This window comes from Curtobacterium sp. MCLR17_034 (genome assembly GCF_003234485.1).
GTDB lineage: Bacteria > Actinomycetota > Actinomycetes > Actinomycetales > Microbacteriaceae > Curtobacterium > Curtobacterium flaccumfaciens.
The window spans coordinates 1-25,757 of record NZ_QKTH01000003.1 but is presented as its reverse complement, the minus strand read 5'-3'; the positions used below and the strand labels follow the sequence as shown (position 1 = coordinate 25,757).

The 25,757-nt window shown below is 72.2% G+C and carries 23 protein-coding genes; 10 read left to right on the top strand and 13 right to left on the bottom strand.

What is annotated here, in order from left to right:
• Positions 1-274: 274 nt before the first annotated feature.
• Together DEI98_RS04620 and DEI98_RS04615 are read right to left on the bottom strand one after the other, a co-directional pair.
• The gene (locus DEI98_RS04620) at positions 275-1,831 is read right to left on the bottom strand and encodes a DUF2142 domain-containing protein (RefSeq protein ID WP_111100084.1); all 1,557 of its coding nucleotides are present in this window, start codon (positions 1,829-1,831) and stop codon (positions 275-277) included.
• Between the two features lie 15 nt (positions 1,832-1,846).
• Positions 1,847-2,335: a GtrA family protein gene (locus DEI98_RS04615; RefSeq protein WP_071406423.1), complete on the bottom strand. Its 489-nt coding sequence runs from the start codon at positions 2,333-2,335 to the stop codon at positions 1,847-1,849.
• Positions 2,336-2,448: 113 nt separating this feature from the next.
• Between DEI98_RS04615 and DEI98_RS04610 the strand changes: the two genes are divergently transcribed.
• The 6 genes from DEI98_RS04610 to DEI98_RS04585 all read left to right on the top strand — a co-directional run bounded on the left by DEI98_RS04610 (position 2,449) and on the right by DEI98_RS04585 (position 8,460).
• Positions 2,449-3,585: a 5-(carboxyamino)imidazole ribonucleotide synthase gene (locus DEI98_RS04610; RefSeq protein WP_111100083.1), complete on the top strand. Its 1,137-nt coding sequence runs from the start codon at positions 2,449-2,451 to the stop codon at positions 3,583-3,585.
• Positions 3,586-3,807: 222 nt separating this feature from the next.
• Entirely contained in the window at positions 3,808-5,463 is a 1,656-nt protein-coding gene (locus DEI98_RS18835; RefSeq protein WP_111100082.1) for a glycoside hydrolase family 6 protein, read from the top strand.
• A 59-nt stretch (positions 5,464-5,522) separates the two neighbouring features.
• Positions 5,523-6,620, top strand: coding sequence for a glycosyltransferase (locus DEI98_RS04600; RefSeq protein WP_111100081.1), 1,098 nt, complete (start codon positions 5,523-5,525; stop codon positions 6,618-6,620).
• 9 nt (positions 6,621-6,629) lie between these two features.
• Positions 6,630-7,142 (top strand): 5-(carboxyamino)imidazole ribonucleotide mutase, encoded by a 513-nt coding sequence (gene purE / locus DEI98_RS04595; RefSeq protein WP_220037067.1) that lies wholly within the window; start codon positions 6,630-6,632, stop codon positions 7,140-7,142.
• A gap of 40 nt (positions 7,143-7,182) precedes the next feature.
• Positions 7,183-7,455: a hypothetical protein gene (locus DEI98_RS04590; RefSeq protein ID WP_111100080.1), complete on the top strand. Its 273-nt coding sequence runs from the start codon at positions 7,183-7,185 to the stop codon at positions 7,453-7,455.
• Positions 7,456-7,692: 237 nt separating this feature from the next.
• The gene (locus DEI98_RS04585) at positions 7,693-8,460 is read left to right on the top strand and encodes a family 16 glycosylhydrolase (protein ID WP_111029466.1); all 768 of its coding nucleotides are present in this window, start codon (positions 7,693-7,695) and stop codon (positions 8,458-8,460) included.
• A gap of 13 nt (positions 8,461-8,473) precedes the next feature.
• Here the strand turns inward: DEI98_RS04585 and DEI98_RS04580 are convergent, their stop codons facing one another.
• The 6 genes from DEI98_RS04580 to DEI98_RS04555 all read right to left on the bottom strand — a co-directional run bounded on the left by DEI98_RS04580 (position 8,474) and on the right by DEI98_RS04555 (position 15,750).
• A complete protein-coding gene (locus tag DEI98_RS04580; protein ID WP_111095387.1) occupies positions 8,474-9,616 on the bottom strand; it encodes a glycosyltransferase family 1 protein in 1,143 nt (380 codons plus the stop codon).
• A 190-nt stretch (positions 9,617-9,806) separates the two neighbouring features.
• On the bottom strand, positions 9,807-10,658 hold the full coding sequence (rfbD, locus tag DEI98_RS04575; protein ID WP_111100079.1) for a dTDP-4-dehydrorhamnose reductase: 852 nt from the start codon (positions 10,656-10,658) through the stop codon (positions 9,807-9,809).
• An 11-nt stretch (positions 10,659-10,669) separates the two neighbouring features.
• Positions 10,670-11,656: a dTDP-glucose 4,6-dehydratase gene (gene rfbB / locus DEI98_RS04570; protein WP_071406432.1), complete on the bottom strand. Its 987-nt coding sequence runs from the start codon at positions 11,654-11,656 to the stop codon at positions 10,670-10,672.
• The gene (locus DEI98_RS04565; RefSeq protein ID WP_111100078.1) at positions 11,653-13,263 is read right to left on the bottom strand and encodes a glycosyltransferase family 39 protein; all 1,611 of its coding nucleotides are present in this window, start codon (positions 13,261-13,263) and stop codon (positions 11,653-11,655) included. The genes rfbB and DEI98_RS04565 overlap by 4 nt, the downstream gene beginning before the upstream one ends.
• Positions 13,260-14,819: a glycosyltransferase family 39 protein gene (locus tag DEI98_RS04560; protein ID WP_111100077.1), complete on the bottom strand. Its 1,560-nt coding sequence runs from the start codon at positions 14,817-14,819 to the stop codon at positions 13,260-13,262. The genes DEI98_RS04565 and DEI98_RS04560 overlap by 4 nt, the downstream gene beginning before the upstream one ends.
• Positions 14,809-15,750 carry a glycosyltransferase family 2 protein gene (locus tag DEI98_RS04555; protein ID WP_071406435.1) on the bottom strand — a complete coding sequence of 314 codons (942 nt, stop codon included), beginning with the start codon at positions 15,748-15,750 and terminating at the stop codon, positions 14,809-14,811. The genes DEI98_RS04560 and DEI98_RS04555 overlap by 11 nt, the downstream gene beginning before the upstream one ends.
• A gap of 85 nt (positions 15,751-15,835) precedes the next feature.
• Between DEI98_RS04555 and DEI98_RS04550 the strand changes: the two genes are divergently transcribed.
• From DEI98_RS04550 to DEI98_RS04540, 3 genes are all read left to right on the top strand, one after another.
• Positions 15,836-16,444 carry a dTDP-4-dehydrorhamnose 3,5-epimerase family protein gene (locus DEI98_RS04550; protein WP_071406436.1) on the top strand — a complete coding sequence of 203 codons (609 nt, stop codon included), beginning with the start codon at positions 15,836-15,838 and terminating at the stop codon, positions 16,442-16,444.
• Between the two features lie 14 nt (positions 16,445-16,458).
• Entirely contained in the window at positions 16,459-17,322 is an 864-nt protein-coding gene (gene rfbA / locus DEI98_RS04545; RefSeq protein ID WP_111100076.1) for a glucose-1-phosphate thymidylyltransferase RfbA, read from the top strand.
• A 122-nt stretch (positions 17,323-17,444) separates the two neighbouring features.
• Positions 17,445-19,148, top strand: coding sequence for a glycosyltransferase (locus tag DEI98_RS04540; RefSeq protein WP_146243425.1), 1,704 nt, complete (start codon positions 17,445-17,447; stop codon positions 19,146-19,148).
• Positions 19,149-19,616: 468 nt separating this feature from the next.
• On the opposite strand, the gene DEI98_RS04535 is transcribed toward DEI98_RS04540, so the two are convergent.
• The 5 genes from DEI98_RS04535 to DEI98_RS04515 all read right to left on the bottom strand — a co-directional run bounded on the left by DEI98_RS04535 (position 19,617) and on the right by DEI98_RS04515 (position 24,941).
• Positions 19,617-20,471: a glycosyltransferase family 2 protein gene (locus DEI98_RS04535; RefSeq protein WP_071406439.1), complete on the bottom strand. Its 855-nt coding sequence runs from the start codon at positions 20,469-20,471 to the stop codon at positions 19,617-19,619.
• Positions 20,468-21,637, bottom strand: a complete 1,170-nt coding sequence (locus DEI98_RS04530; protein ID WP_220037066.1) for a glycosyltransferase family 1 protein — start codon at positions 21,635-21,637, stop codon at positions 20,468-20,470. Before DEI98_RS04530 ends, DEI98_RS04535 begins: the two co-directional genes overlap by 4 nt.
• A 74-nt stretch (positions 21,638-21,711) precedes the next feature.
• Entirely contained in the window at positions 21,712-22,809 is a 1,098-nt protein-coding gene (locus DEI98_RS04525) for a glycosyltransferase family 2 protein (protein WP_111100073.1), read from the bottom strand.
• On the bottom strand, positions 22,806-24,035 hold the full coding sequence (locus DEI98_RS04520) for an ABC transporter ATP-binding protein (RefSeq protein ID WP_111100072.1): 1,230 nt from the start codon (positions 24,033-24,035) through the stop codon (positions 22,806-22,808). The genes DEI98_RS04525 and DEI98_RS04520 overlap by 4 nt, the downstream gene beginning before the upstream one ends.
• Positions 24,036-24,038: 3 nt before the next feature.
• Entirely contained in the window at positions 24,039-24,941 is a 903-nt protein-coding gene (locus tag DEI98_RS04515; protein ID WP_111093330.1) for an ABC transporter permease, read from the bottom strand.
• A 189-nt stretch (positions 24,942-25,130) separates the two neighbouring features.
• On the opposite strand from DEI98_RS04515, the gene DEI98_RS04510 reads away from it, so the two are divergent.
• On the top strand, positions 25,131-25,739 hold the full coding sequence (locus DEI98_RS04510; protein ID WP_111038004.1) for a hypothetical protein: 609 nt from the start codon (positions 25,131-25,133) through the stop codon (positions 25,737-25,739).
• Positions 25,740-25,757: the final 18 nt, after the last annotated feature.

Below are 25,757 nucleotides of genomic sequence, written 5' to 3'. Positions count from 1 at the left end.
GCTTCGTGAGCAGCAATGGTCGGGTCCGGATGACGGACCCGACCATTCCTGCTCACGGAGTGGGGCACCGGTCGCGCGTGACGACGGACGGGAGGCCCGGTGCCAGCTGGCACCGGGCCTCCCGTCCGTCTCGTGGGTGCGCCCACCGCACGCCGCGCGCCGTCCGCCGAGGGGTCACGAAGTGTCGTCTGCGGCCTCGCCTGCCGACAGTTCGCGACCCCTCGGCGCCGCCTGCGGCACGTCGTGCCACCGCGGCGCTCCGCAGCCGGGCGTGTCAGCGGACGGGAACCGTCGTCGCCAGGGTCCGACGGTCGGCGCGCGCGACCTGCACGACCGACGCGACGAGCCCCACCGCGACCAGGGCCACGACGACGACGAGCACCGCGGGTGGCACCGGCCCGATCTCGGAGTACCGCAGCAGCCCGCGGCCGGTCACCGGGAACAGCGCCGCGTTCCAGAACCAGGCCGACGCCACCGCGAAGCCGTACACGCCCACCGCGGGCAGCACGACGGCCAGCGCCACCGCGGCCCAGGTGCGTGCCCGGCCGGCCGGCACCAGTCGTCGCCACGCGAGCGCGCTCAGCACGATCAGGCAGACGATCGCGGGGAAGTAGTACCGGCCCTGGGTGGCGGCGACCTCGGTGGTGGTGAGGTACGAGTGCGCGCTCGTGCGGTTCTGGATGCCGATCAGGAGCGCCGGGAACACCGCGAGGCACAGGGCCACCCGCAGGTCAGGGCCCCGGCGGAACGCCCAGCCGACGAGCACCACGAGGGCGACGAGGGTCAGGACGGCGGTGAACAGGTCGCCGATGGTCACCTGGGCCCGACCGCCGAAGCTGCCCCAGAACGTGCGCGACAGGGTGCCCCAGCTGACGTCGAGGAAGTGTCCGAGCGTGGGGCTCTCGCCCGGCGGGAAGTCCTTCGGGGGCCGCATGGCCGTGTAGCCGTTCGGCTGGATCCGGCCGTACGACACGAGGTTGTGCAGCCACCACCAGGCACCGATGCCTCCGGAGACCGCCATCGTGACGACCGTGCGGACGATCCGTTGCCGCAGGGACAGCACCCCCGCGCCGGCGAGCAGCACCACCACCGCGACGAACGGCACCGCCGGCAACCCGGTGCCCTTGATCCAGACCAGGTCCCCGAGCACGACAGCCAGTGCGATCGTGGTGCGCCAGCGGGTGTCGCCGGTGAGCAGACGGGTGGCGAGCCAGACGACGATCCCGGCGACGAGCAGCACCGGGGCGTCGTTCGAGAACGACGAGCCGATCGACGCGAGCTCGGGCGTCGCGAACACGGCGAGGGCCCCGATCAGCGCGGCGCGTGGGCTGCGGGTCACCCGGCGCACCGATGCCCAGGCGAGCAGGGGGAGCGCGGTGACGGCCAGCACGTCAGCCAGGCGGAGGGCGATGAACGCGTGGTCCCAGCGGAGCTCGCCGAAGTCGACGGCCCGGAGCACGGCGGCTCCGGCCAGGTAGGCGGTCGGCGGGTGCTGGGTCATCTGGTTGACCGTCGCCGAGGGTCCTGGTGCGTTCTGCAGCAGCTCGCTCACCGTCGACCACTCGTCGGACGGCTTCGTCGCCTGCTCGACCTTCGCGGCCTGCACGGCGTTGGTGACGTGCAGCTCGCCGGGGGCAGCCCAGGCGTCACCGAGGGCGACGTGCACGGCGGCGTCGATGTGCGCGGTCTCGTCGGGGGCCTCGAACACCGGGACGAGCAACGCCCACGCCACCAGCCAGAGCCCGAAGGTCGCCGTGATCACCGCGATCGCGACACGTTCCCAGCGCGCGGTGCGGGGTGGGGCGGGGGTGGTGGTCGTCTCGGCCGTCACCCCACCGATCCTAGGTCAGACGTCGTGGGGGACCCGCGGGCCGTCGGACACCGACTCGTCCGCGGCGGCCGGCTGCGTGGCCGTGCGCTCGGGGTGGTAGACCCAGACCTTGTAGAGCCAGAACCGGAAGACCGTGCCGAGCACGAGCCCGATGATGTTCGCGACGTTGTCGGCGAGCACCGAGGTGAGCCCCATCGCGTAGTGCGACACCCCGAGGCAGGCGAGCGCGATGACCATGCCGCCGAGCGACACGACGACGAACTCGATGCCCTCGCGGGTGGCCACGGCGCGACGCTGCTCGCGGAACGTCCAGTACCGGTTGCCCATCCAGTTCACGAAGATCGCCACGACGGTGGAGATGACCTTCGCCCAGAACGGCCCCGAGTGGACGTCCTCGGGGTTCAGGACGGTGATGCGCAGCACGTTGAACACCGTGGTGTCCACGACGAAGCCGACGGCACCGACGACGCCGAAGCGTGCCAGCTGGGCGATGAGGCGCCGCACGAGCCCTCCAGGATCCGTAGAGTTGTGACCGGTCGTGCAGAGCACGACCCGAACAGCGATTGTAGACAACGCGTTCCCACCGCACGGTGGGAGCGCCGGAAGGATCACACAGCATGGCGTTGCGCGTCGGGGTCATCGGTGGGGGACAGCTGGCACGGATGATGGTGCCGGCCGCGGTCGAACTGGGGATCGACATCCGGGTGCTCGCCGAGGGGCCGGGCATGTCCGCCGCGATCGCCGCCACCGCCGAGGGCGACTACCACGACGCCGCCACGGTGCTCGAGTTCGCCCGACAGGTCGACGTCGTGACCTTCGACCACGAGCACGTGCCGCAGGACGTCCTGCGCAGCCTGGTCGACGCGGGCGTGTCGGTCCACCCCGGACCGGACGCGCTGGCCGTCGCCCAGGACAAGATCACCATGCGTCGCCGGCTGAGCGAACTCGGACTGCCGGTGCCCGACTGGGCCGCCGTGCAGGGACCCGACGACCTCCGAGCATTCCTGGCGGACCACGGTGGCCGTGCCGTCGTCAAGACGCCGCGGGGCGGGTACGACGGCAAGGGCGTCCGGGTCGTCTCCGACGCGTCCGACGTCGACGACTGGTTCATCGCCGTGGCCGAGGCCGGCGGCGACCAGGCCCTCCTGGTCGAGGAGCTCGTCCCCTTCACCCGCGAGCTCGCGCAGTCCGTGGCACGCCGTCCCTCCGGGCAGGTCGTCGCCTGGCCGCTCGTCGAGACCGTGCAGCGCGACGGGGTCTGCGCCGAGGTCATCGCACCGGCCCCGGACAGCGCCGGCCGGATCGCCGACCTGACCGAGTCGATCGCCGTCCGCATCGCGGAGGAACTCGGTGTGACCGGTGTGCTGGCGGTCGAGTTGTTCCAGACCGACGACGAGCGCATCCTCATCAACGAACTCGCGATGCGTCCGCACAACACCGGGCACTGGACCATCGACGGCGCCACCACGAGCCAGTTCGAACAGCACCTGCGCGCCGTCCTCGACCTGCCGCTCGGGGCCACCGGCTCGTTCGTCCCCGCGTCCGTCATGGTCAACGTGCTCGGCGGACCCGCGGACGGCGACCTCGCCGCCCGGTACCCCGCAGCGCTCGAGGCCTTCCCCGAGGCGAAGTACCACTTCTACGGCAAGGCGCCCCGGCCCGGCCGGAAGATCGGGCACGTCACGGTGCTCGGCGACGACGTCGACGACGTCGTCTACCGCGCCCGCGCGGCCGCGGCGCACTTTGACGACTGAGACGGTGTCCGCGACACCGGGTCGCGTCCTCGACGTGACCCGCTGACGGACGGGAGGCCCGTGGCGACCCCGCCACGGGCCTCCCGTCCGTCACGGTTGCGGGACACACTTGTCGGCCGCTCTGCGGACACCCCCTCGGGTGGCACCCGGTCGGGAGGCTGGCGGGGGCCGGGAGCGCGTGTTCCCCTGGAACGGTCCGTGCCCACCGTCCAGGGAGTCCCCATGCGCCGCCGTCCGCGCCGCGCCGCCGTCTGCGGCGCAGCCATCGCCCTCGTCGCAGCCGTCGCCGGCCTGCTGCCGACCGCGACCGCGTCCGCGGCGACCTCGGCCTCGACCATCCGCTCGGCCACGTCCGCGTCGCTCTACGGCGCCGGACCGTACCGGTCGCCGACGAGCGAGGCCGTGAAGGCGCAGGCCGCCCTGGCCGCCACCGACCCGGCCGGGGCCGCTGCGGCGAAGACCATCGCCGGGTACCCCGTCGCGACCTGGCTCGGCGACTGGAGCCAGGGGACGCAGCTGACCAAGACCATCAGCACCGCCCTCACCGGTGCCGAACAGTCCGGCACCACCCCCGTGTTCGTGCTCTACGCGATCCCCGACCGTGACTGCGGCGGGTACTCCGCCGGCGGCTTCGACGAGGGGTCCTACGACGCCTGGGTCGACCAGGTCACCGCGGCGCTGGCGGGCCACCGCGCAGCCGTCATCGTCGAACCGGACTCGCTCGCGATGCTCAGCAACGCCAAGTGCAGCACCGCGCTCGACGAGCAGCGCTACCGGATCCTCTCCCGCACCGTCGCCGGGCTGACCGCCGCCGGGGTCCCCGCCTACCTGGACGCGGGCAACTCGAACTGGGTGCAGCCCGCGCTGATGGCGTCGCGGCTGAACAGCGCGGGCGTCCAGCAGGCCCGCGGGTTCTTCACCAACGTGGCGAACTACTACCCGACCGCGCAGGAGCAGGCGTACGCACAGAAGGTGTCCGCCGCCACCGGCGGCTCGCACTACGTGATCGACACCTCACGCAACGGGCAGGGCTGGCGCGGCACCTGGTGCAACGGACCGGGGGCCGGGCTCGGCACCTCGCCCCGGGTGGTGTCCGACGGCACGGCGCTCGACGCCCTGCTGTGGGTCAAGACCCCCGGCGCGAGCGACGGCACCTGCAACGGGGCCCCGGCCGCCGGCAAGTGGTTCTCGACCTACGCACAGGCCCTCGTCGCGAACGCACGCCTGGGTGTGCCCGCCGCCGACCTGACCCCCCGCGGGACGCTCGAGGACGTCGCCGGCACCGGCGGCGGCGTCCGCGTGTCCGGGTGGGCCTACGACGAGGACGACCCCACGCAGCCCGTGCGGGTCCGGGCCACCGTCGACGGTGTCCCCGCAGGCGTCACCACCGCCGGGCTCGACCGGCCGGACGTCGACGCACGCTCCGGGGTCGGCGCGACCCACGGCTTCGACGTCGTGGTGCCCACCGCGGCCGGCGCTCGCCGCGTCTGCGTCACCGCGGTGAACATCGGCGCGGGGTCGGACACCCCGCTCGGTTGCTCGACCGTCCGCGCCTACCGGCACGACCCGTACGCCGAACTGGAGTCCGCGAAGGCCGTGACCCGGGGCATCGCGGTGCGCGGCTGGGCGTTCGACGGCGACGCGGTGGCCTCGGCGAGCCGGGTGGCGATCACCGTCGACGGCAAACGGGTGACGTCGCTGGACGCCGGTCGGAAGCGCGCCGACGTGGACGCGACCTGGGGCTCCGGTGGGTCGCACGGCTTCGCGGGCACCGTCCGGGCTGCGGCCGGCAAGCACACCGTCTGCGCGATCGTCCACAACACCGGGAGCGGAGCGGACCGCAGGGCGTCGCCGTGCCGGACGGTGACGGTGCGCTGAGGGGGCGTCCGCCGTGCGGCGGACGCCGCACGGTGCGCGGTGTGCGAGAGGATGGGCGCATGCCGCGTGATCTCGTCCGCCGGGCCGCCGGACGCCTGCGCCGCGCCGTCGCAGGTGCCCCGCCACAGCCGACACCCCTGCCCGTCCTCGGGTACGTCGTCGCGGGCGGTGGCGGCGCCCACCCGGCCTCGGCACACGTCCGTGTCGTCCGCCGCACCGAGCACCTGGCTGCGAGCGGCACCGCCGAGGTGCGCCAGGTGGACCCGGCAGCGTTCGTCGACGGCTCCGACCAGGCGCCGTACGCTGCACTCCTGGTGCAGCGGGACATCCTTCCCCGTGCCGACGTGCAGCCCTTCCTGGCGGCAGCTGCCTCCCGGGGCATCCGCGTCGTGGCCGAGGTCGACGACGACTTCTTCACCGAGTCCGGACGCGCTCGCTTGGCCCGCGCCGAGTACGACCCCGACCGGCTCGCCTCGATCGACGCCCTGGTGCGCGGTGCCGACACCGTCGTCGTGAGCACGCCCGAACTCGCCGACGTGGTCCGTCCGGTGGCGCGGGACGTCGTCGTCGTGCCGAACGCCCTCGACCCGACGATCTGGACTGCTGGCCCCACCGCGGACGACGACGAGCGGCCCGCGGGGGAGCACCGGGTGCTGTACATGGGCACGCTCACCCACGCCGCTGACCTCGAGCTCCTGCGTGACGTCTTCGCCGACCTCACCACCGCCGACGGCACCCCGATCCGGCTCGAGGTCATCGGGGTGACCGACGAGGGCGGTGCCGACTGGTTCCGCCGGGTCGAGGTCCCCGACGGGCACTACCCGGCGTTCTCCCGATGGCTCGTGGCGCACCGGGAGCGCTGGCGGGCGGGCGTCGCACCGCTCCGTGACGAGGAGTTCAACCGCGCGAAGAGCGACCTGAAGTTCCTCGAGTACACCGCGCTCGGGCTGCCCGCCGTCGTGTCCGACCGCCCGTCCTACGCCGTCGCACGGGCCCACGGTGCCGTGGCCGTGCCGGACGACGTCCAGGCGTGGCGGGATGCCGTCCGGACCGCCGTCGACCGTGGCCGGGCGGACGAGGGGGCGGCCCGCTGGGTCGCCGAGGAGCGCACGATCGGCCGCGACGGCGACACCTGGCGACGCGTGCTGCTCGGCTAGGCTCGTCGCGTGACCGACACCGCCGCACCCGCACCGCCGCTCGTCTCGATCATCATGGGGTCGGACTCCGACTGGCCGACCATGCGGGCCGCGGCGGACATCCTCACCGAACTCGGCATCCCGTTCGAGGCGGACGTCGTGTCGGCGCACCGCACGCCGGACAAGATGACCCGTTTCGCCCGCGGCGCCGCAGCTCGTGGCATCCGGGTCGTCATCGCCGGGGCCGGCGGAGCGGCACACCTGCCGGGCATGGTGGCCTCGATGACGACGCTCCCGGTGATCGGTGTCCCGGTGCAGCTCGCGCGTCTCGACGGCCTCGACTCGCTGCTCTCCATCGTGCAGATGCCGGCGGGGATCCCGGTCGCGACGATGGCGATCAACGGTGCCGCCAACGCCGGTCTGCTGGCCGCGCGCATCATCGGTTCCTCGGAGCCGGCCGTCGCCGCTCGCCTGACCGAGTACGCCGACGGGCTCGAGCGCCTGGTCGAGGAGAAGGCGGCGCGCCTCCGCGACTCGCTCTGAGGCTGCCGCTGCGGGGTCCGAGCCGCGCTACGGTAGCGGGATGCGCCGCGCCGTCCCCGTCCTCGTCCTCTCCGCGGTCGCCGTGGTCGCCGCGGTGGTCTGCGTGGTCGCTGCGGGCGCGGCCGGTCCGATGAACCCCGTGGCGGGGTGGTTCCGTGGGGCGGGCCCGGACGTCGTAGCGACGAAGTCGCAGTTCGACTCGTGGTTCGCAGCGCTCCACGTTGCCGAGGCCGCAGCGGTCGTCGCCGTCCTCGCCGTGGTGGCCGCCGTCGTGCTCGCCGTGGTCGCTCGACGCCGTCGCGCACGGCCCTGACCTCACCACCCGACGTCGGCGCTCGGCTGATCCGACCGATGCCGACGCCACGCCACGCGCACTGACCAGGACTTCTTGCCCGACGGCTGATCCTCGCGCAAGCCCCGTGTACTGGGGGTGCGCTGCAGTGTCAACCCCCAGGCGCAGATTGTGGACAGCAACTACGGTGAACGCCGGGTAGCCGAGATCCGGCCGCCCGGCACCCACGGGAACGGGTGCGAACAGTCACGTCAGGGAGTGACCGACCTCATGCAGAAGCGCACCACCAGGAGGGCCGCACTCGCCGTCGTGCTCCTCGGAGCAGCACTCGTCGCCGGACCGCTCGGTCAGGGGACCGCAGCGACCGCCAGCTCGGCACCGCTCGGCGACGTCGGGAACTTCAAGCAGACCTTCCGCGAGCAGTTCAGCACCGCGGCCAGTGCGAAGGGCGCCTTCGCCAAGAAGTACGCCAACTCGTGGCAGCCGTACCCGGACGGGACCGGCGGCATGTACTACTCGGGTTCGCAGATCAGCTCGCACAACGGGTACATGGACGTCAAGCTCGACGGCAAGCACGGCGCCGCCGGTACCTTCGGCACGCCGACGGGAGCCTGGGGCCACAAGGGCGGCAAGTTCATCGTCCGCGCCAAGGCCACGGGCGGTGCCGGCAACGGCGCAGCATTCATGCTCTGGCCGTCGTCCGACCGCTGGGCCGACGGGGAGATCGACTACCCCGAGGCCAACTTCGACCAGCAGCCGATGCTGCACCACCACTCGATGATCGCGGGCCAGGAGGCCAACGCGACGAGCCTGAGCACCGGCGTCTCGTGGCGCTCGTGGCACACGTACTCGATCGAGTGGATCCCCGGGAAGTCCGTGCGCTACCGCCTCGACGGCAAGGTGATCAAGACGATCACCTACGACGTGCCGAAGACCGCGCACCGCTACATGTTCCAGGTGGGCGACTGGGGCGACGCGGGGCACCTGTACATCGACTGGGTCAGCACCTACACGTACAAGGGCTGACGCGCTCCGGCCGTCAGAGGTCGGCGTGCAGCTGCCAGGTCTCCGCAGCGGAGTCGGACCAGTCGTACATGCGTGCGCGGTCCGGCCCCGCCACGGCCAGCCGGCTGGACAGTTGCGGGTCGTTCACGACCTGGTAGACGGCCTGTGCAATCCGTGCGGGGTAGGACTCCCGCGGTGACCGGGCGACGGTGACGCCGGCGTCCGACGCGACCTCGGCCACGGCGGGGTCGTCCGAGTGGATCACCGGGGTGCCGAAGCTCATCGCCTCGATCACGGGCAGGCCGAAGCCCTCGGCGAGGCTGGGGAACACGAACACCGTCGCACGGTCGTAGACCACCGCGAGGTCCGCGTCGTCGATGCGGCCGAGGACCTTCACCCGGTCGCGCGACAGGCCCGCGCGCTCCGCGGTGCCGTACACGTCGACGTCGCCCCAGCCGTCCGGACCGGAGATGACGAGGGGCACGTCGCTGGGGGCATCCGGGTGGGCCATCGCCTCGATCAGGGACGCCAGGGCCTTGCGCGGCTCGAGCGTGCCGACCGCGAGCACGTAGCGGTCGGGCAGGCCGAGGCGCTCGGCGCGCAGGTCGGCGTCGACGGGCAGGCGGAGGCGTCCGCTCGGGGCACCGCCGATCACGCGGAGCCGGTCGTCGAACCGGTGGATCTCGTTCAGCGCACCCGCCACGGCGTGGGTCGGCACCACGACGGCGTCGGCGTGCTTCCACGCCCGCTTCACCATCGCCTTGTGGAAGTGGACGCCGCGCGGTGTGAGGGTCTCGGGGTTGGTCCACGGCACCACGTCGTGCACGGTCACCACGGTCTGCCGGCCCGGGTCCTGGAAACGGTCGTGCTTGACCAGTGGTGCGAGCACGCTCGGCGCGTGCACCATGCCCTTCGCGATGCCGCCCACGAACCCGCCCTGCCAGGCGAGCGACAGCTCACGACGTGGCAGCGGCAGTCGCTGCAGGTCGGACAGTCCGGGCAGGAGCGTGCGCAGGTGCGCCATCTCGTCGGACCCGACGGCGGAGACCACACCCGCGACCTCGCAGCCGCTCGGCGCGTGCTCGACGAGGTGTCGCGCGAGCTCCTCGGCGTAGCGCCCGATGCCGCCCGGCACGGGCGCGACGATCTGGTCGACGATGACGTGGAGGGTGGTCATGGTGCTGTGCTCCTCGTCGTGGTTCGTGGACCCGTGGTCAGGGGGCCGAGGGCCGGCCCCGCGCTCGGCTGCCCGACACTACCAGGGTGGTCCCGGCGCCCCCTGGGCGCGGTCGGTGGTCGGACAGGAGGCGCGGGTCGGGTCCGCGGTGTGCGGAACCCGACCCGCGCCTCCCGGTCGAGAGCCGTGCCTACGCGGTCAGCGCACCCGCCGCGACCGCAGCGTGCAACGCGTCGCGCCAGTCGCGCATCGGCGCGAGTCCGGCGCGCGACCAGCCGTCGTGGCCGAGCACGCTGTACGCCGGGCGCGGCGCCGGCCGGACGAAGGCGGCGCTGTCGGTGGGCAGCACGCGCTCCGGGTCGAGCCCGAGTTCGCGGTAGATGGCCTGCGTGAAGTCGAACCAGGAACCCTGGCCGGCGTTCGTGCCGTGGTAGATGCCCGCGGGGGCGTCCCCGTCGACGAGTTCGACGATCCGCGCGGCGAGGTCGCCCGTCCACGTCGGCTGGCCGACCTGGTCGGTGACGACGCTGACGGTGTCGTGAGACCCCGCGAGCCGGAGCATCGTCGCGGCGAAGTTCGGCCCGTGTGCGCCGTAGATCCACGCGGTGCGGACGACGTACGAGGTGTCCGGGGCGATCGCGCGCACGAACGCCTCGCCGGCGGCCTTGGTGCGGCCGTAGGCGTTGATCGGGTCGGTCGGGGCGTCCTCGGCGTAGGGCGCGGTGCCGTTGCCGTCGAAGACGTAGTCGGTCGACACGGTGACGAGCTTCGCGCCGTGGCGGACCGCGGCCTCGGCCAGGAGCTTCGGCCCCGTCGCGTTGACCGCGTGGGCGTCGTCCTCGTGGTCTTCCGCGTCGTCGACCTTCGTGTAGGCGGCCGAGTTGATCACGGCGTCGTGCCCGGCGACGGCGGCGTCAACCGCGGCCGGGTCGGTGATGTCGAGGTCCGCCCGCGACAGCGCGGTGACGTCGCGGCCGGCGAGTGCGGCCTGGAGGTCCTGGCCGAGCATGCCGGCGGCGCCGGTGATGAGGTACCTGGTCACGGTGTGCCGGTTCAGCTCAGGGCCGCACGCTGCTTGAGCGGCTCCCACCAGGCGCGGTTGTCGCGGTACCACTGCACGACGTCGGCCAGGCCCTGCTCGAACGGCACGAGCGGCTCGTAGCCGAGCTCGGCCTGGATCTTCGAGATGTCGACCGAGTAGCGCAGGTCGTGGCCGAGACGGTCGGCGACGCGGTCGACGTACGACCAGTCCTTGCCGGTCGCGTCGAGCAGCAGCTGCGTGAGCTCCTTGTTGGTCAGCTCGGTGCCCCCGCCGATGTTGTAGATCTCGCCGGCGCGGCCACGGGTCAGGACCATCGCGATGCCACGGGTGTGGTCGTCGACGTGCAGCCAGTCGCGGATGTTGTTGCCCTCGCCGTACAGCGGCACGTGCACGTCGTCGATGAGGTTGGTGACGAAGAGCGGGATGACCTTCTCGGGGAAGTGGTACGGCCCGTAGTTGTTCGAGCAGCGCGTGATCGAGAGGTTCAGCCCGTGCGTGCGGTGGTAGCTGCGGGCGAGCAGGTCGCTGCCGGCCTTCGACGCCGAGTACGGCGAGTTCGGCTCGAGCGGGCGCTCCTCGTCCCACGAGCCCTCGCTGATGGAGCCGTAGACCTCGTCGGTGGAGACGTGCACGAAGCGCTCGGTGCCGTGGCGGAGCGCGGCGTCGAGCAGGCGCTGGGTGCCCACGACGTTGGTCTCGACGAAGATGCCGGAGTCACGGACCGAGCGGTCGACGTGGGACTCGGCGGCGAAGTGCACGATGGCGTCGACGGTCGGGACGACCTCGTCGAGCTTCGCGGCGTCGCGGATGTCGCCGTGCACGAAGGTGTAGCGGGGGGAGTCGGCGACCGGGGCGAGGTTCGCTTCGTTGCCGGAGTAGGTCAGTGCGTCGTAGACGACGACCTCGGCGCCCTCGAGGCCGGGGTACGCGTCCTCCAGCGTGCGGCGGACGAAGTTCGAGCCGATGAAGCCGGCTCCTCCGGTGACGAGGATCTTCACGAGTTCTCTTTCCTGACGGTCGGTTCGTGGGTCGGCGGCGATTCTAGCGGGCCGCTGGTGGGGTCGGCGGGCTCGGCGGCGTCGGCGGGCTCGGCGGCGGTGGCGGGTGCTCCCGGCTCGGCGACGGTGCGCCACACCAGGACGACGGTCGCGACGGCGGCGGCCGCGAACACGATGGCGACCAGCAGGATCGCGAACGGCCCGGCGACCGCGCCGCCGGCCATCGCGGAGATCCCGCCGGGCGTGATGCGGAACTGCGTGTTCTCCCACCCGCCGCGGTAGGTCAGGCCGATGCCGTACGTGCCGATCGCGAGCGAACCGACGACCGCGAGCCGGGCCAGGCGTCGGCGGAGCTCCGGACGGACGACGAGGGCGTGCCACGCGACCGCCTGGGCGAGCACGAGCGCGGCGACCGCGACGAACAGGAACCGGCCCTGCAGCCCGTTGCCCTGGTGCGTGCCGAGGTAGTTCCGCCAGTTGTAGGCGAGGGTGGCGACGAGGACGACCGTCGGCCAGACGAGCAGGATCGTGGTCACCCGGCGGCCCGGAGCCCGGCGGGCGTACGACCACCCGATGACGGCCAGTCCGACGACCGCGAGCGTGTCGATGACCATCGCCGGCAACGGCCACTGGTTCGCACCGAGTGCGCCGAAGAACGAGGCGGTCAGACCGTCCCACTGGCGCCCGGCGAACGCCCCGGGGTTCGCACCGCCCGCCGGGTACGGCTGCACGGTCGTGACGGCGCGCAGGGCGTCGGGCAGGAGCGTCCCGCTCACGAGCAGCGTCTGCACCCACCACCAGCCGGACGCGGCGACGGCAGCGAGGACGACCACGCCGGCGTGCAGGCCCCGGCGGCCCCACGTCCGGCCCGGTGCCAGGGCGGACACGAGGACGACGAACGGGATCGCCAGGAGCCCCAGCGCGTTCAGGGCCGCCAGTCCGGTGACGGCGACGGCGAGCCCGGCGGTGGTCCACCACGAACGGTCGCCGGTCAGCACGCGTGCGCTCAGCCAGACGAGCACGGCGCCGAGCAGGACGACCGGTGCCCACACCGTGACGCCGGAGGTGACCTGCGCCAGCTGCGGGACGGCGAAGAGCAGGACCGGGGCGACGAGTGCGGTGCGGGGCGAGCGGGTCACCCGACGGACCGTCGCCCAGACCAGGACCGGCAGCGCGGTGACGAGCAGCACGTCGAACACGCGGAGCACGAGCACCGAGGTCGCCCAGTCGTGCGAGCCGAACCGGATGACGCGCAGGATCCCGGCGGCCACCAACCAGTACGTCGGCGGGTTCTGGGACATCGGGTCGATCGCGGGGGAGTCCCCGGGCACCGCCGCCAGCAGCGCGTCGACCGTGGGGCGGTCGACGGCCGGTGCCGGGTGCTCGACGATCTGCCGCACGGCGGCGAGGTAGTGCATCTCGCCGCCGTGCGGCCAGCCGAGTCCGAGCGCGAGGCGGAACGCGGCGTCGACGTGTGCGGGCTCGTCGGGTGCCCCGAAGGCCGGGGTGACCAGGGCGAAGGTCAGCAGGAAGGCGAGCCAGGCCAGCGTCACGGTGCCGAGCAGGACCCACTCGTGCCGGCCGACGAGCGGTCGCGGGGCGCTCACGCGGGGACCTCCGGACGGCGCATGAACCGGACGAGCAGCACGGCGGTGACGGTCAGAGCGACCGCGGCGACGGCGACGAGGGTGAAGTTCGTGCCGGCGGGGGCCATGCCGTAGCGGTCGAACCGGCCGACCGCGAACTCGTCGACCCAGAAGGCGGCGTCGCGCCCGAAGGCCCGCAGCGCGTAGACGACGCCGTACAGCGCGATGGCCATCGCCGCGATCGACATCCCGACGGCGAGCCGGGTGGTGCCGGCTGCCGTCACGGTGACCCGGCGCCAGGCGAGGGCGCTGAGGGCGATGAGGGCGATGAGCGTGGGGTAGTAGTAGCGCCCCTGGGTGCCGGCGACGATGGTGCTCCGGACGTACCCGCCCCACCCGCTCTGCAGGTGCAGGGCGATGAGGATGACGGGGAACGACGCCAGCACGATCGCCGGGCGGAGCGACGGGCCGCGGCGGAAGCCCCAGACGACGATGCCGACGAGCGACGCGATGGTCAGCCCGTCGATCAGGACCTGGGCGAGCTGGAACTGGGTGAGACCACCGACGCTGCCCCAGAAGGTCCGGGTAACGCCGTTCCAGTAGTCGCGGAGGAACACCTCGGGGCTGGCCGCGGTGCCGGCCGGGAAGGGCATCGGCGGACGTGCGCCGGCCATGCCGTCCGGCTGGATGTCGCGGTACACGAGGATGTTGCGCAGCCACCACCAGCCGCCGACGACGGCGGCGAGTCCCAGGGTCCACAGCGTCCGGAGCGCGTTCCGCCAGACGGTCGCCCGGGTGCAGCCAGCGGCCATCACGGCGATGCCCACGAACGGGATCGCTGGCAGTGCTGTGCCCTTGACGAGCAGCATCGCGCCGAGCAGCAGCCCGATCCAGACGGTCGTGCGCACCCGCAGGTCGCCGGTGAGCAGTCGCACCACGAAGTACACGAGCGCCCCGGCCAACGGCAGCATGAGCGCGTCGTTCGTGACCGACGTGCCGATCGAGGCGACCTCGGGCAGGGCGAACACCGCCGCACCGCCGACCAGGGCGGCCCGTGGTGACCGCGTCAGCCGACGCACGGTCGCCCACGCCAGGAACGGCAGCGGCAGGACGAGCAGGGCGTCGAACAGTCGCAGCACCATGACGGCGAGGTCCCAGCGGAGGTCCTCGAAGTGCACCAGCTGCAGGACCCCGGCGGCCAGGGCGTAGTACGTGGCGGGGTGCTGCGACATCTGGTCGATGCTCGTCGGGTGCACGCCCGGGAACTCGCGGAGCAGCTCGCCCCACGTCTGGTTCACGTCGGTCGACTGCCGCATGTTGCTGATCTGGGTGTCGTGCACCGCGTTGAGGTAGTGCATCGCACCGGGTGCCGGCCAGCCGTCACCGATCGCCAGGTGCAGCACGGCGTCGACGTGGGTCGGCTCGTCCGGGGCCTTGTACGTCGTGGTGACGACGGCCCAGACCGCGAGGACGGCGGCGAACGCCACCGTCAACGCGATCACGAGGATGCGCTCGCGCCGCCCGACCGCGGGTCGGACGTCGGAGCGCGACACGGCCGGTGCCGTGTCAGTCGCCATACCGCTGCAGTTTCTGCAGGTCGAGCTGCTCCTCGGCCAGCGTGCGGTTGAGGCGGGTGAGGTCGGCCACGACGCCGATGACTATGGACAGGAGCGCCGTGATGAGCAGGACGACACCGAGGATGATCGACTGCAGGTGGTTGCCGCCGGTCTGCATCGCCAGGAGCACCAGGTACCGGATGAGCGGCCAGAGTCCGAGCGCACCGAGCACCGCGGCGACCCAGAGGAACAGCGCCATCGGCCGGTACATCAGGTAGACACGGGCGATCGCCGAGCCGGACTCGAACATGTGCTGGAAGATGTTGTTGAAGAGCCGCGACTCGCGGGTCTTCGGGTTCGTCGTGATCGGCACCGACGCGATCGCCAGGCGCTTGTAGCCGGCCTGCACGATGGTCTCCATGCAGTAGCTGAAGCGCGTCACGATGTTCAGGCGGATGAGCGAGTACTTCGAGTACGCGCGGAACCCGCTCGCCGCGTCGGGCAGGTCGAGCCCGGCAGCGCGGCTCGCGACCCACGAGCCGAAGCGCTGCATGACCTTCTTGAAGCCGGAGAAGTGCTCGATGGTGCGCGTCTGCCGGTCGCCGATGACGATCTCGGCTTCCTTCCGGAGGATCGGCTGCACGAGCTCGGCGATCTGCGCCTGCGGGTACTGGTTGTCCCCGTCGGTGTTCACGACGATGTCCGCACCGTGCAGCAGCGCGTAGTCGACGCCGTCACGGAACGAGCGGGCGAGGCCCATGTTCGTGGTGTGGTGCACGAAGTGCTTGACGCCGTGCTCCTTGGCGACCTCGACGGTGCGGTCGGTGCTGCCGTCGTTGATCACCAGGATCTCGATCTCGTCGATGCCGTCGATCTCCCGCGGGATGGAGTCGATGACGCTGGCGAGGGTGTTCTCCTCGTTGAGGCAGGGGATCTGGACGAATAGCTTCACGGGCTCGCTTGGTCTCGTTTCGGGAGTCGGCAATGCTCAGAACCATGACAGCCTATGCGAACTCACGGCTTGCTAGGCTTCCCCGGTGCAGATCCGCGAACTGAAGATCCCTGGCGCGTGGGAGTTCACGCCCGTCCAGCACGGCGACGCACGAGGAGCATTCCTCGAGGCGTACCGCGCCGACGTGCTCGAGGAGACCGTCGGTCACCCGCTCGACCTCCGCCAGGTGAACATGTCGATCTCCGCGGCCGGTGTCGCCCGCGGCATCCACTACGCCCTCGTCGCACCGAGCCAGGCGAAGTACGTCACCGCCGTGCGCGGGGCGTTCATCGACTACATCGTCGACATCCGCGTCGGGTCCCCGACGTTCGGCCAGTGGGACTCCGTCCGGATCGACGACGTCGACCGCAAGGCCGTCTACCTGTCCGAGGGGCTCGGCCACGCGATCGTCGCGCTCGAGGACCAGTCGACCGTGAACTACCTGGTCAGCGCGCACTACAACCCCGAGCGCGAGAAGGGGATCACGATCCTCGACCCGACGGTCGGGCTCGACCTGCCCGAGGGCCTCGGCGAGCTGGTGCTGTCCGAGAAGGACACCAGCGCCCCCACCCTCGAGGAAGCCGCGGCACAGGGCCTGCTGCCGACGTACGAGGAGTGCGTCGCGTACACCGAGTCGCTCCGGACGAAGAAGTAAGGGACGGGACACCGATGAAGGGCATCATCCTCGCCGGCGGTTCCGGCACGCGCCTCTGGCCGATCACCAAGGGCATCAGCAAGCAGCTCATGCCGATCTACGACAAGCCGATGGTCTACTACCCCCTGTCGACCCTGATGATGGCGGGCGTCCGACAGGTGTTGGTCATCACGACGCCGGAGTACAACGACCAGTTCCGGGCCCTGCTCGGCGACGGCTCGGCGTTCGGCATGGAGATCGAGTACGCCGTGCAGCCGTCCCCGGACGGTCTGGCGCAGGCCTTCGTCATCGGCGAGGAGTTCATCGGCGACGACAGCGTCGCCCTCGTCCTCGGCGACAACATCTTCCACGGCACCGGCCTCGGCACGAACCTCCGGAAGAACACCGACGTCCAGGGCGCGACGATCTTCGCTTACCACGTGGCCGACCCGAAGGCGTACGGCGTCGTGGAGTTCGACGACGACTTCACCGCCGTCTCCATCGAGGAGAAGCCGGCCGAGCCGAAGTCGAACTACGCCGTCCCCGGCCTGTACTTCTACGACAACAAGGTCATCGAGATCGCGAAGACGATCGAGCCGAGCGCCCGCGGCGAGCTCGAGATCTCCACGGTCAACGAGCGCTACCTCGAGGCCGGCGAGCTCGGCGTCCAGGTCCTCGACCGCGGCACCGCGTGGCTCGACACCGGCACGTTCGAGTCGATGATGCAGGCGTCGGAGTACGTGAAGGTCATCGAGGACCGTCAGGGCTTCAAGATCGGCTGCATCGAGGAGATCGCCTGGCGGAACGGCTGGATCGACGACGCGCAGCTCGCCGAGCTCGCCGCGCCGCTGGTCAAGGGCGGCTACGGCGTCTACCTGCAGCGACTCCTCGGCGTCTAGCTCCGCACGTGACCCCCGCCCCCGGTTGGTTCGGTCGACGCCGCCGTCCGGATGCGACGGCCTCCGGCCACCCCGGCCAGGAGGCCCGTCCCGCGTCCGTGACGGCGGCGTCCGTCGTTCCCGTGACCGGGTTCCCGGACCCGCTGCCGCGGCTCGACCAGGACGTCACGGTGCTCGTCACGACCCGTTCGGACCGGCACGCCGAGGTCGGCCGGCTCGTGTCGGTCGCCCGTGGTGCCTTCGATCGTGGGGTCGACGTCCGGGCCGTGAGCTACGTCGCGGACGCGTCGCCGGTCGACCCGTTCGGCCGTCGCCTGCCGTGGGTCCGACCGGAACCCGTCGACGGCCTCGGCTCGGCGATCAACGCCGGGGTCGCAGCCGGTGTGGGCCGGACGCTCGTGGTGGTCGACACCTCGGTGTCGGTCGACGTGCCGGCGCTGCACGCCCTCGCGGCGGCGGGCTCGGTCGCGCAGGCCCGGGTCCGGATGCCGGACGGCACCTTCCGCTCCGGCGCTCGGCTGCTGCGGCCCGGTGCCCTGCCGTGGTCGGACGACCGCGTCGACGCCGTGACCGACGTCGACACCGTCTTCGCGGCGGACCAGCCGGTGCTCTCGGTGCCGGGGGCGGCACTGGTGCCGGCACCGTGCCTCCCGGACGAACGCATGACCCTGACGGCCTGGAGCCGCGCGGTCGCCGATGCCGACGGCGGAGCCGTGCGCGTCGTCGGCGAGGCGACTCGCTCGGTCGAGGCCGGTCGGACCGTCGACGCCGCGACCGTCGACGCGTTCACCGCCTGGCGCGACCGCGCGTCCGAGGGCGACGGTGTCGTCACCGGACCGCCCCTGCCGCCCTGGGGTGCCCGGCCGGTGGCCCCGGCCGCGCGCGTGACCGGCGGTGACGCCGAACACCTCACCTGGTCGCTCAAGATCGCTGCGCCCGCCGGGCCGGAGGGCGACGGCTGGGGCGACGTGCACTTCGCCGCCGAGCTCGCCGGGGCACTCGAGCGGCTGGGGCAGCGCGTCCGGATCGACCGACGTGACGCCCACGTGCGGGCCGACGATGCCTCGGACGACGTGACGTTGGTGATCCGGGGCCTCGACCGGGTGCCGCCGAACCCGGCGTCGGTGAACCTGCTCTGGGTGATCAGCCACCCCGACGACGTCGCCGACACGGAACTGCGGTCGTTCGACGCGGTGTTCGCGGCCGGGCCGGTGTGGGCAGCCGCGGCCGCTGCGCGTGCGGGCGTGCCGGTCCGGACCCTGCTGCAGGCGACCGAGCCGGCCGTGTTCCACCCGGGCGCGCGCACGGCGACGAGCCCCGATGCCGACCAGGTGGTGTTCGTCGGCTCGACCCGCGGCGCCGCGCGACCCATCGTGTCCGACGCGGTCGCGCTCGGTGCCGATCTGCGCGTGCACGGTCCGGGCTGGGACGAGGTCGTCCCCGCGGAGTCGCTCGGCGAACCGTCGCTGACCCGGGCCGAGGTCGCGGCGGCCTACGCCTCGGCGCGTGTGGTGCTCAACGACCACTGGCCCGACATGGCCGCCGGGGGCTTCGTGTCCAACCGGGTGTTCGACGTGCTGGCGTCCGGGGGAGTCGTCGTGACCGACCCGGTGGCCGGGCTGTCCGACGTGCTGGACGTCCCGACCCTCGAGGTGGCGGGCTCCCGCGACGAGCTGGCCGACCTGCTCGACCCGGCGCGCTCGTGGCCGTCGGCTGCCGAGCGTGCCGCCGTGGCCGAGCGCATCGCCGCCGAGCACTCCTTCGACGCCCGCGCTGCCGTGCTGCTGGCGGCGGCCCGCGCGTCGCGCGCGCGCCTGCACCCCTGACCCGCCGACGCCGTCGCCACCCGCTGCCCGCGTCCCCGCCGCGCGACGCTCCGCACAACCAAAGTGTGTTCGAGCCGCGCAATCCCGCGGTTCGCGTGCACTTCGGTTGTGCGGAACGCGATCGAACCGGGGCCTCCGAACCCGCGACCGATGTGCGCGCCCCGCTGCGGTCGTTGCGCCCCGAGGAGTCGGGGCGCGATGCCCGCGCGGGGGCGCACCGCGGAGGAACCGCCGCGGCGGACGCGTGCGCCGCGCGACGCTCCGCACAACCAAAGTGGGTTCGAGCCGCGCAATCCCGCGGTTCGCGTGCACTTCGGTTGTGCGGAACGCGATCGAACCGGGGCCTCCGAACCCGCGACCGATGTGCGCGCCCCGCTGCCGTCGTTGCGCCCCGAGGAGTCGGGGCGCGATGCCCGTGCGGGGGCGCGACGGCAGACCCCGCGCGCAACGACCCCGACCGAGCGGGAGCTACTTGCGCGTGACCCAGCGGGCGCGGAGCGACAGGCCCGCGTGCAGCACGACGCGCAGGGGCCAGAGCCACCACGCCCGGTACTTCCGCGACAGGAACCGGTAGGCGCTCCGGTGGTGCTCGATCTCCATCCGGCGCCGGTTGGACGACGTCGAGTGGGCTCCGGTGTGGGTGACGACCGCCGAGGGCACGTACACGTTCGCTCGACCCGACCGTCCGACGCGCTGCCCGAGGTCGACGTCCTCGAAGTACATGAAGTACGACTCGTCGAACCCGTCGAGCTCGCGGAAGAGCGACGTCCGGATGAGGAAGCACGCACCGGAGAGCCAGCCGGCCTCGCGCTCGACGACCTTCGTGGTGGACCAGTACCGCTGGCTCCACGGGTTCGCCGGCCAGAACCGCGAGAACGCCGCGTGGCCGAGGCCGGTCCGGAGCGAGGGGAGCTGCCGGGCGGACGGGTAGGTCTCGCCCTGGTCGTCGAGGATCCGGGGGCCGAACGACCCACCCGACGGCAACCGGTCGGCGGCGGCCACGAGTTCGTCGATCGAGCCCTCGCCGAGCACGACGTCGGGGTTCGTCACGAGCAGGAACTCCGGACGGACGTCCGGCAGCACGTCGTCGAGGGCGCTCAGTGCCGCGTCGATGCCGCCGCCGTAGCCGCGGTTGCCACCGGAGGACACCACGACGGCGCCGTAGGACTCACCGATCGCCCGGAGCGCGTCGATGTCGGCCGAGCCGTTGTCCGCGATGACGACGGCGACCGGGTCCTTCGAGGCACCGGCGACGCTCGCCAGGAACGGCCGGATGGTCTCGCCGGTGTTGTAGGTGACCGTCAGCACCGCGACCCGGATCACCGCGCACCCCCGGCGACGGACTCGTAGGCCTCGACGTGCACGGCTGCCGTGGCGTCCCAGGTGAACGCGGAGGCCCGCGTCAGCGCCGCCGCACGGTGCGAGGCCACGAGCGCGGGATCGTCCAGCAGCGCCGTCATCGCGGACGCCAGCGCGGTCGCGTCGGGCTCGCTGTAGACGGCCGCGTCACCGCCGACCTCGGGCAGCGACAGCCGCCGGGTGGTCAGGACGCACGCGCCGGAGGCCATCGCCTCGACCACGGGCAGCCCGAAGCCCTCACCGAGGGACGGGTAGACGACGAACTCGGCACCGCCGAGGAACCCGGCGAGGTCCTCGATCGGCAGGTAGCCGGCCTCGATGACGTGGTCGGTGGGCTGCAGGGCGTCGAGCCGCGCGATGGCCGCCTCGTCCCAGCCGCGGGCCCCGGACAGCACGAGCCACGGGGTCTCCGCACCCGGGTGACCGTCCGACCCTGCAGCCGCACGCGCGGCGCGCACCGAGGCGTACGCGTCGAGCAGCGCCGTGACGTTCTTCCGCGGTTCGATGGTGCCGAGGAACGCGATCCACGGGGCACCCTCGGGCAGGGTGGCGGCGATCCGGGCGTCCTCGACCGCGGCGACGTCGGGCTCGTGGAACACCGTGCGGTCGACGCCGAGCGGTGCGACCCGGACGTCGGCGCGGATGCCCCGCACGACCCGGGCGGCCTCGGTCGCGGTCGCGGCGCTCGGCACGATGACGACGGGTCGGGTGCGCAGGGACCGGCGGCTCCACCAGGTGAAGAAGGTGCGCTTCAGGCGCGAGTGCCACTCGGGGTTCGAGAAGAACGTGGCGTCGTGCAGCGTGACGACGGACCCGCCGCGCCAGCTGAACGGGAACGTGTAGTGCGGGGAGTGCAGCACCTGCGCCCCGAGCCGACGGCCGAGCGCCGGCAGCCCGGTCTGCTCCCACAGGAACCGGAGCGGCACCGAGTCGGTCCAGCCCGGCGCCGTGTGCACGGTCGCGTGCGGCGCGACGGCGGCGAAGTGCGGAGCGTGCACGGGGCGGACGACCAGGTGGACGTCGAGCGACGGGTCGGTCAGGTGGGACACGACCCCCTCGACGTAGCGTCCGACGCCGCCGAGCGCCTGCGGTACCGCGGTCCCGTCGACGAGGACGGTGAGCTGCGGCACGCGTGGTTCCTTCCGGGCGGGGACGTCGTGGCCGGGGCCGTCGACGGGGGAGTGTCCAGGATAGCCCGCTGCACTCATGCGCCCGGGTCCACGCTGCGGCGCGGGACGGACGCGCGCCGGGTCTCGCGCAGCCGGCGCGCGAGGTGGACCGGCAGGGTCCCCACGACGTCCGCGAACGCCGTCAGGACGAGCCGCGCCTCCCGGCGGGTGCGACCGGAGGCCAGCCCACGCAGACCGCGCACCAGGGTGCGGACGCTCGCCCGCACGACGGTCGGCCACGGAGCGTGCCAGAGCGCGACGACGATGCGGTTGCGCGCGTTCCGGAAGACGAACAGGTCGCTCTGCACGCCGGACGACGCCGAGTGGTCGTGCTCGACGACCGCCTCGGCCGCGTGCTCGACGCGCCATCCGCGGCGGTGCAGCCGCCAGGCGAGCTCGGTGTCCTCGTAGTACATGAACAGGGACTCGTCGAGCAGGCCGACGTCGTCCAGCGCCGTGCGCCGGAGCGCGGACGCGCCGCCGGAGAACCCGAAGACGTCGACGTCGGCGACCCGGTCGACGGGCGCGAACCAGTCGCGGTCCATCCCGTTGCCGTCGCGGTCGACGCGGACGCCGGTCGAGTTGAGCCGGACCTCGCCGTCCGCCGACGGCGTCCAGCGACGGCCGTCGTGGTCGCGCAGCACGCGCTGGCCGGGTGCGGGCTCCAGCCCGGCCGGGAGGCCCGTCCAGCGTCCGGCGAGCACGATGCGGCCCGTCACCGCGGCGACCTCGGGCCCGGCGTGCGCCAGGTGGTCGCGGAGCGCCGCGACGAAGCCCGGTGCGGGCACGGCGTCGTTGTTCAGGAGCACGACGACGTCGGCGTCCGTGTGCCGGATGCCGGCGTTGGCACCGGCCGCGAAGCCGCCGTTGTCGCCGCGTGCGACGACGGTGGCGTCCGGCAGGGCACGGCGGAGCACCGCGACGGAGTCGTCGGACGACCCGTTGTCGACGACGATGACGTCGTCGGCCGTGCCCTCGTCGAGCACGGCGCGGACGGCCGCGGTGGTCAGGTCGGCGCGGTTCCAGTTGACGACGACGACCGCGGTGCGGAGCGTGCCGTCGGTCCGGGGCGCGGAGTCACCACGGGGCGTGCCGTCGGCGCTGGTCCCGGTGTCGCCGTCGTCCGGGGTCAGTCGAGCTCCTCGATCGAGGGTTCAGCGTAGACCGTGCCCACGGCGTGCTCGAACCCGGGGACCTCGAACGAGTCGCACTCCGGCATGTCGTGCAGGTGGCGCCCGGCCGAGTCCATCATCGACACGTTGATGAAGTACTTGCCGGTGCCGAACGCGGTGTCGGCGATCCGCAGGCGGAGCTTCCGGCGACCGTGCAGCGGCTGCAGTTCGAGGCCCATGATGCCGGTGGTGGTGCCGTAGACGACCTGGCCACCGGCGTTGTTGATCTGGACCGCGGCCTCCCAGTCGGCGATGCCGTCCAGGTGCTCGAACTCCATGTCCACGACGAGGTCGTCGCCCGGCAGGACCTCGGCGCGGGGCTCCTTGCCGTCGACGCGCACGCTCGCGCCGATGACCTTGCCCCGGCCGACGGCGACGTCGGTGCTGAGCTCGCCCTGACGGCGTTCCTCGAGCACCTCGCGGAACATGCTCACGGCCTGGACGGGGTCACCGTCGTGCAGCACCTTGCCCTTGTTGAGCAGGACGACGCGGTCGCACATCTCCTGCACCTGGCTGAGGGAGTGCGTGACGATGATGATCGTCTTGCCGGCCTCCTGGAAGGTGCGGATGCGGTCGAGGCACTTGCGCTGGAAGGCCTCGTCACCGACGGCCAGGACCTCGTCGACGAGCAGGACGTCGGGGTCGGTGTGCACGGCGACGGCGAACGCGAGCCGCACGTACATGCCCGATGAGTAGAACTTCACCTGGGTGTCGATGAAGTCCCCGATGCCCGAGAACGCCAGGATGTCGTCGAACTTCTCGTCGGTCTGCTTGCGGCTGAGGCCGAGCAGGCTCGCGTTGAGGTAGACGTTCTCGCGGCCGGACAGGTCGGGGTGGAACCCGGCGCCGAGCTCGAGCAGCGCGGCGAGGCGACCGCGGCGCGACACCGTGCCGGAGGTCGGCTGGATGATGCCGCCGATGGCCTTGAGCAGGGTCGACTTGCCGGAGCCGTTCTGGCCGATGAGCCCGACGGTCGAGCCGGCCTGGATCGACACCGTGACGTCGTCGAGGGCCCAGAAGTCCTGGCGGTGCTTCCGCCCGGCGCGGCCGAGCGTGACGATGCGCTCGCGCAAGGTGTTGTCCTTGCGGACCGTGAAGCGCTTGCGGACGTGGTCGATGACGATGACGTCGGGACGCTCGGCGGTCTCGCCGGCGGTCGTCGGGGCGACGGGGGTGCTGATGGCCATGGTCTAGAGCTCCTGCGCGAAGTTGCCCTGCAGGCGGGAGAAGATCCGCTGCGCACCGATGAGGCAGAGGATGCCGATCACGAACGCGATCCCCAGCCGGAGCATCAGGTGGTCCGGGTACGTGACGTCGGCGGGGTCGTGCAGCCAGATCGCGTTCTGCAGGCCGAGCACCGACAGGGTCAGCGGGTTGTTCGTGTAGAGGGTGAGGAGCCAGTCGGCGTTCACGGTGGCGACCACCCGCGAGTACGAGTAGACGATCGGTGAGGCCCAGAGCAGGACCATCAGGCCGACGTCGATGACGAACTGCACGTCGCGCAGGTACACGTTGAGCGCGGACAGCACCAGACCGATGGCCGCGCCGTAGACCAGGATCACCGCGAGCGAGGGGATCAGGTAGACCAGGCCCTCGTGCCACGGGAAGACGCCGATGACGACCGTCGCGGCCAGCAGGATCGCGAACTGGATGGTGAAGTTCACCAGGGCCGCGCCCACGCTGGCGAGCGGGAAGACCTCGCGCGGGACGTAGACCTTCTTGATCAGCCCGGAGTTGCCGACGATCGACCCGGTCGACCCGGCGACGATCTCGCTGAAGAGCGTGTAGGCGGTCAGGCCGGTGAAGACGTAGATCGCGAAGTTGTCGATGCCGTTGGCGGCGCCGAGGACCTTGCCGATGACGAAGTAGTAGATGAGCAACTGGGTCAGCGGGCGCACGAGCGTCCACACGAACCCGAGTGCCGAGTCCTTGTACCGGGCCTTCAGGTCACGTCGGACGAGCATGCCGAGCATCTCGCGCTGCCGGAAGACGTCGCGCAGCTCGCGGAAGGTCCCGCGGAAGGCGCTCGTCGGAGCGCCGATCACGACGAGGGGTTCCTTCGCGAGCGCGGTCATGCGGGCTTGGTCGACCATACGTCTCTTCGTTCGTGGGGGCAGGACCGGAACAGCATACTCACCGGGCCCGCGGGACGGGGTTGGGCGACGGTCGTCGTGCACCCCGAGTGGGGGTGATTCCGGCCGATCCAACCCTCAACCTTCACTTTCGAGTTACCGTTGTTGCAACCCGGACCCTTGTCAACATCCACAGGACGGCCCGTCAGCATGCTCCTCGCATCCAGGCCGATCGCTGCGTTCGCGGTGGTCGGTGCACTCAGTCTCCTCTTGGCCGGTTGTTCCGGTGGTGGCGACGACGCCACCCCGTCGCCGTCCGCGTCCGTCTCGCGCACCCCGAGTGCGACCCCGACGGACGACGACTCGGCGACCTCGGTCCCCACCGACGCGGCCTCGACGCCGACCGACGGTGGGTCCGACGACGGTGACGGCGACGACGCCGGCGCCTCCGACGACGACACCCCCGGTGCGTTCCCGGGCAGCGGCGCGACGAACCAGCCGGACACCGACCCGTCGGAGTACCCGGCCACGTCCGTCGTCACGTTCGCCGGCTGGGACACCGGCTCGAAGACCCTCCAGGCCGGTGGCCTGGTCTCCGGTACGACCGACACGAGCGGGAAGTGCACCTTCACCGCGACGAAGGACGGCGTCACGCGCACCGCCACGAGCACCGCACAGGCGAGTGCCTCGTCGGTGAACTGCGCGCAGGTGTCGTTCCCCGCGGCGAAGGTGTCGAGCGGCACCTGGTCCGTCACCCTGACCTACGCCGTCGGCTCCGCGTCGACGACGTCCGACCCCCTGACCGCCGAGGTCCCGTGATGCGCACCCCCCGCACCC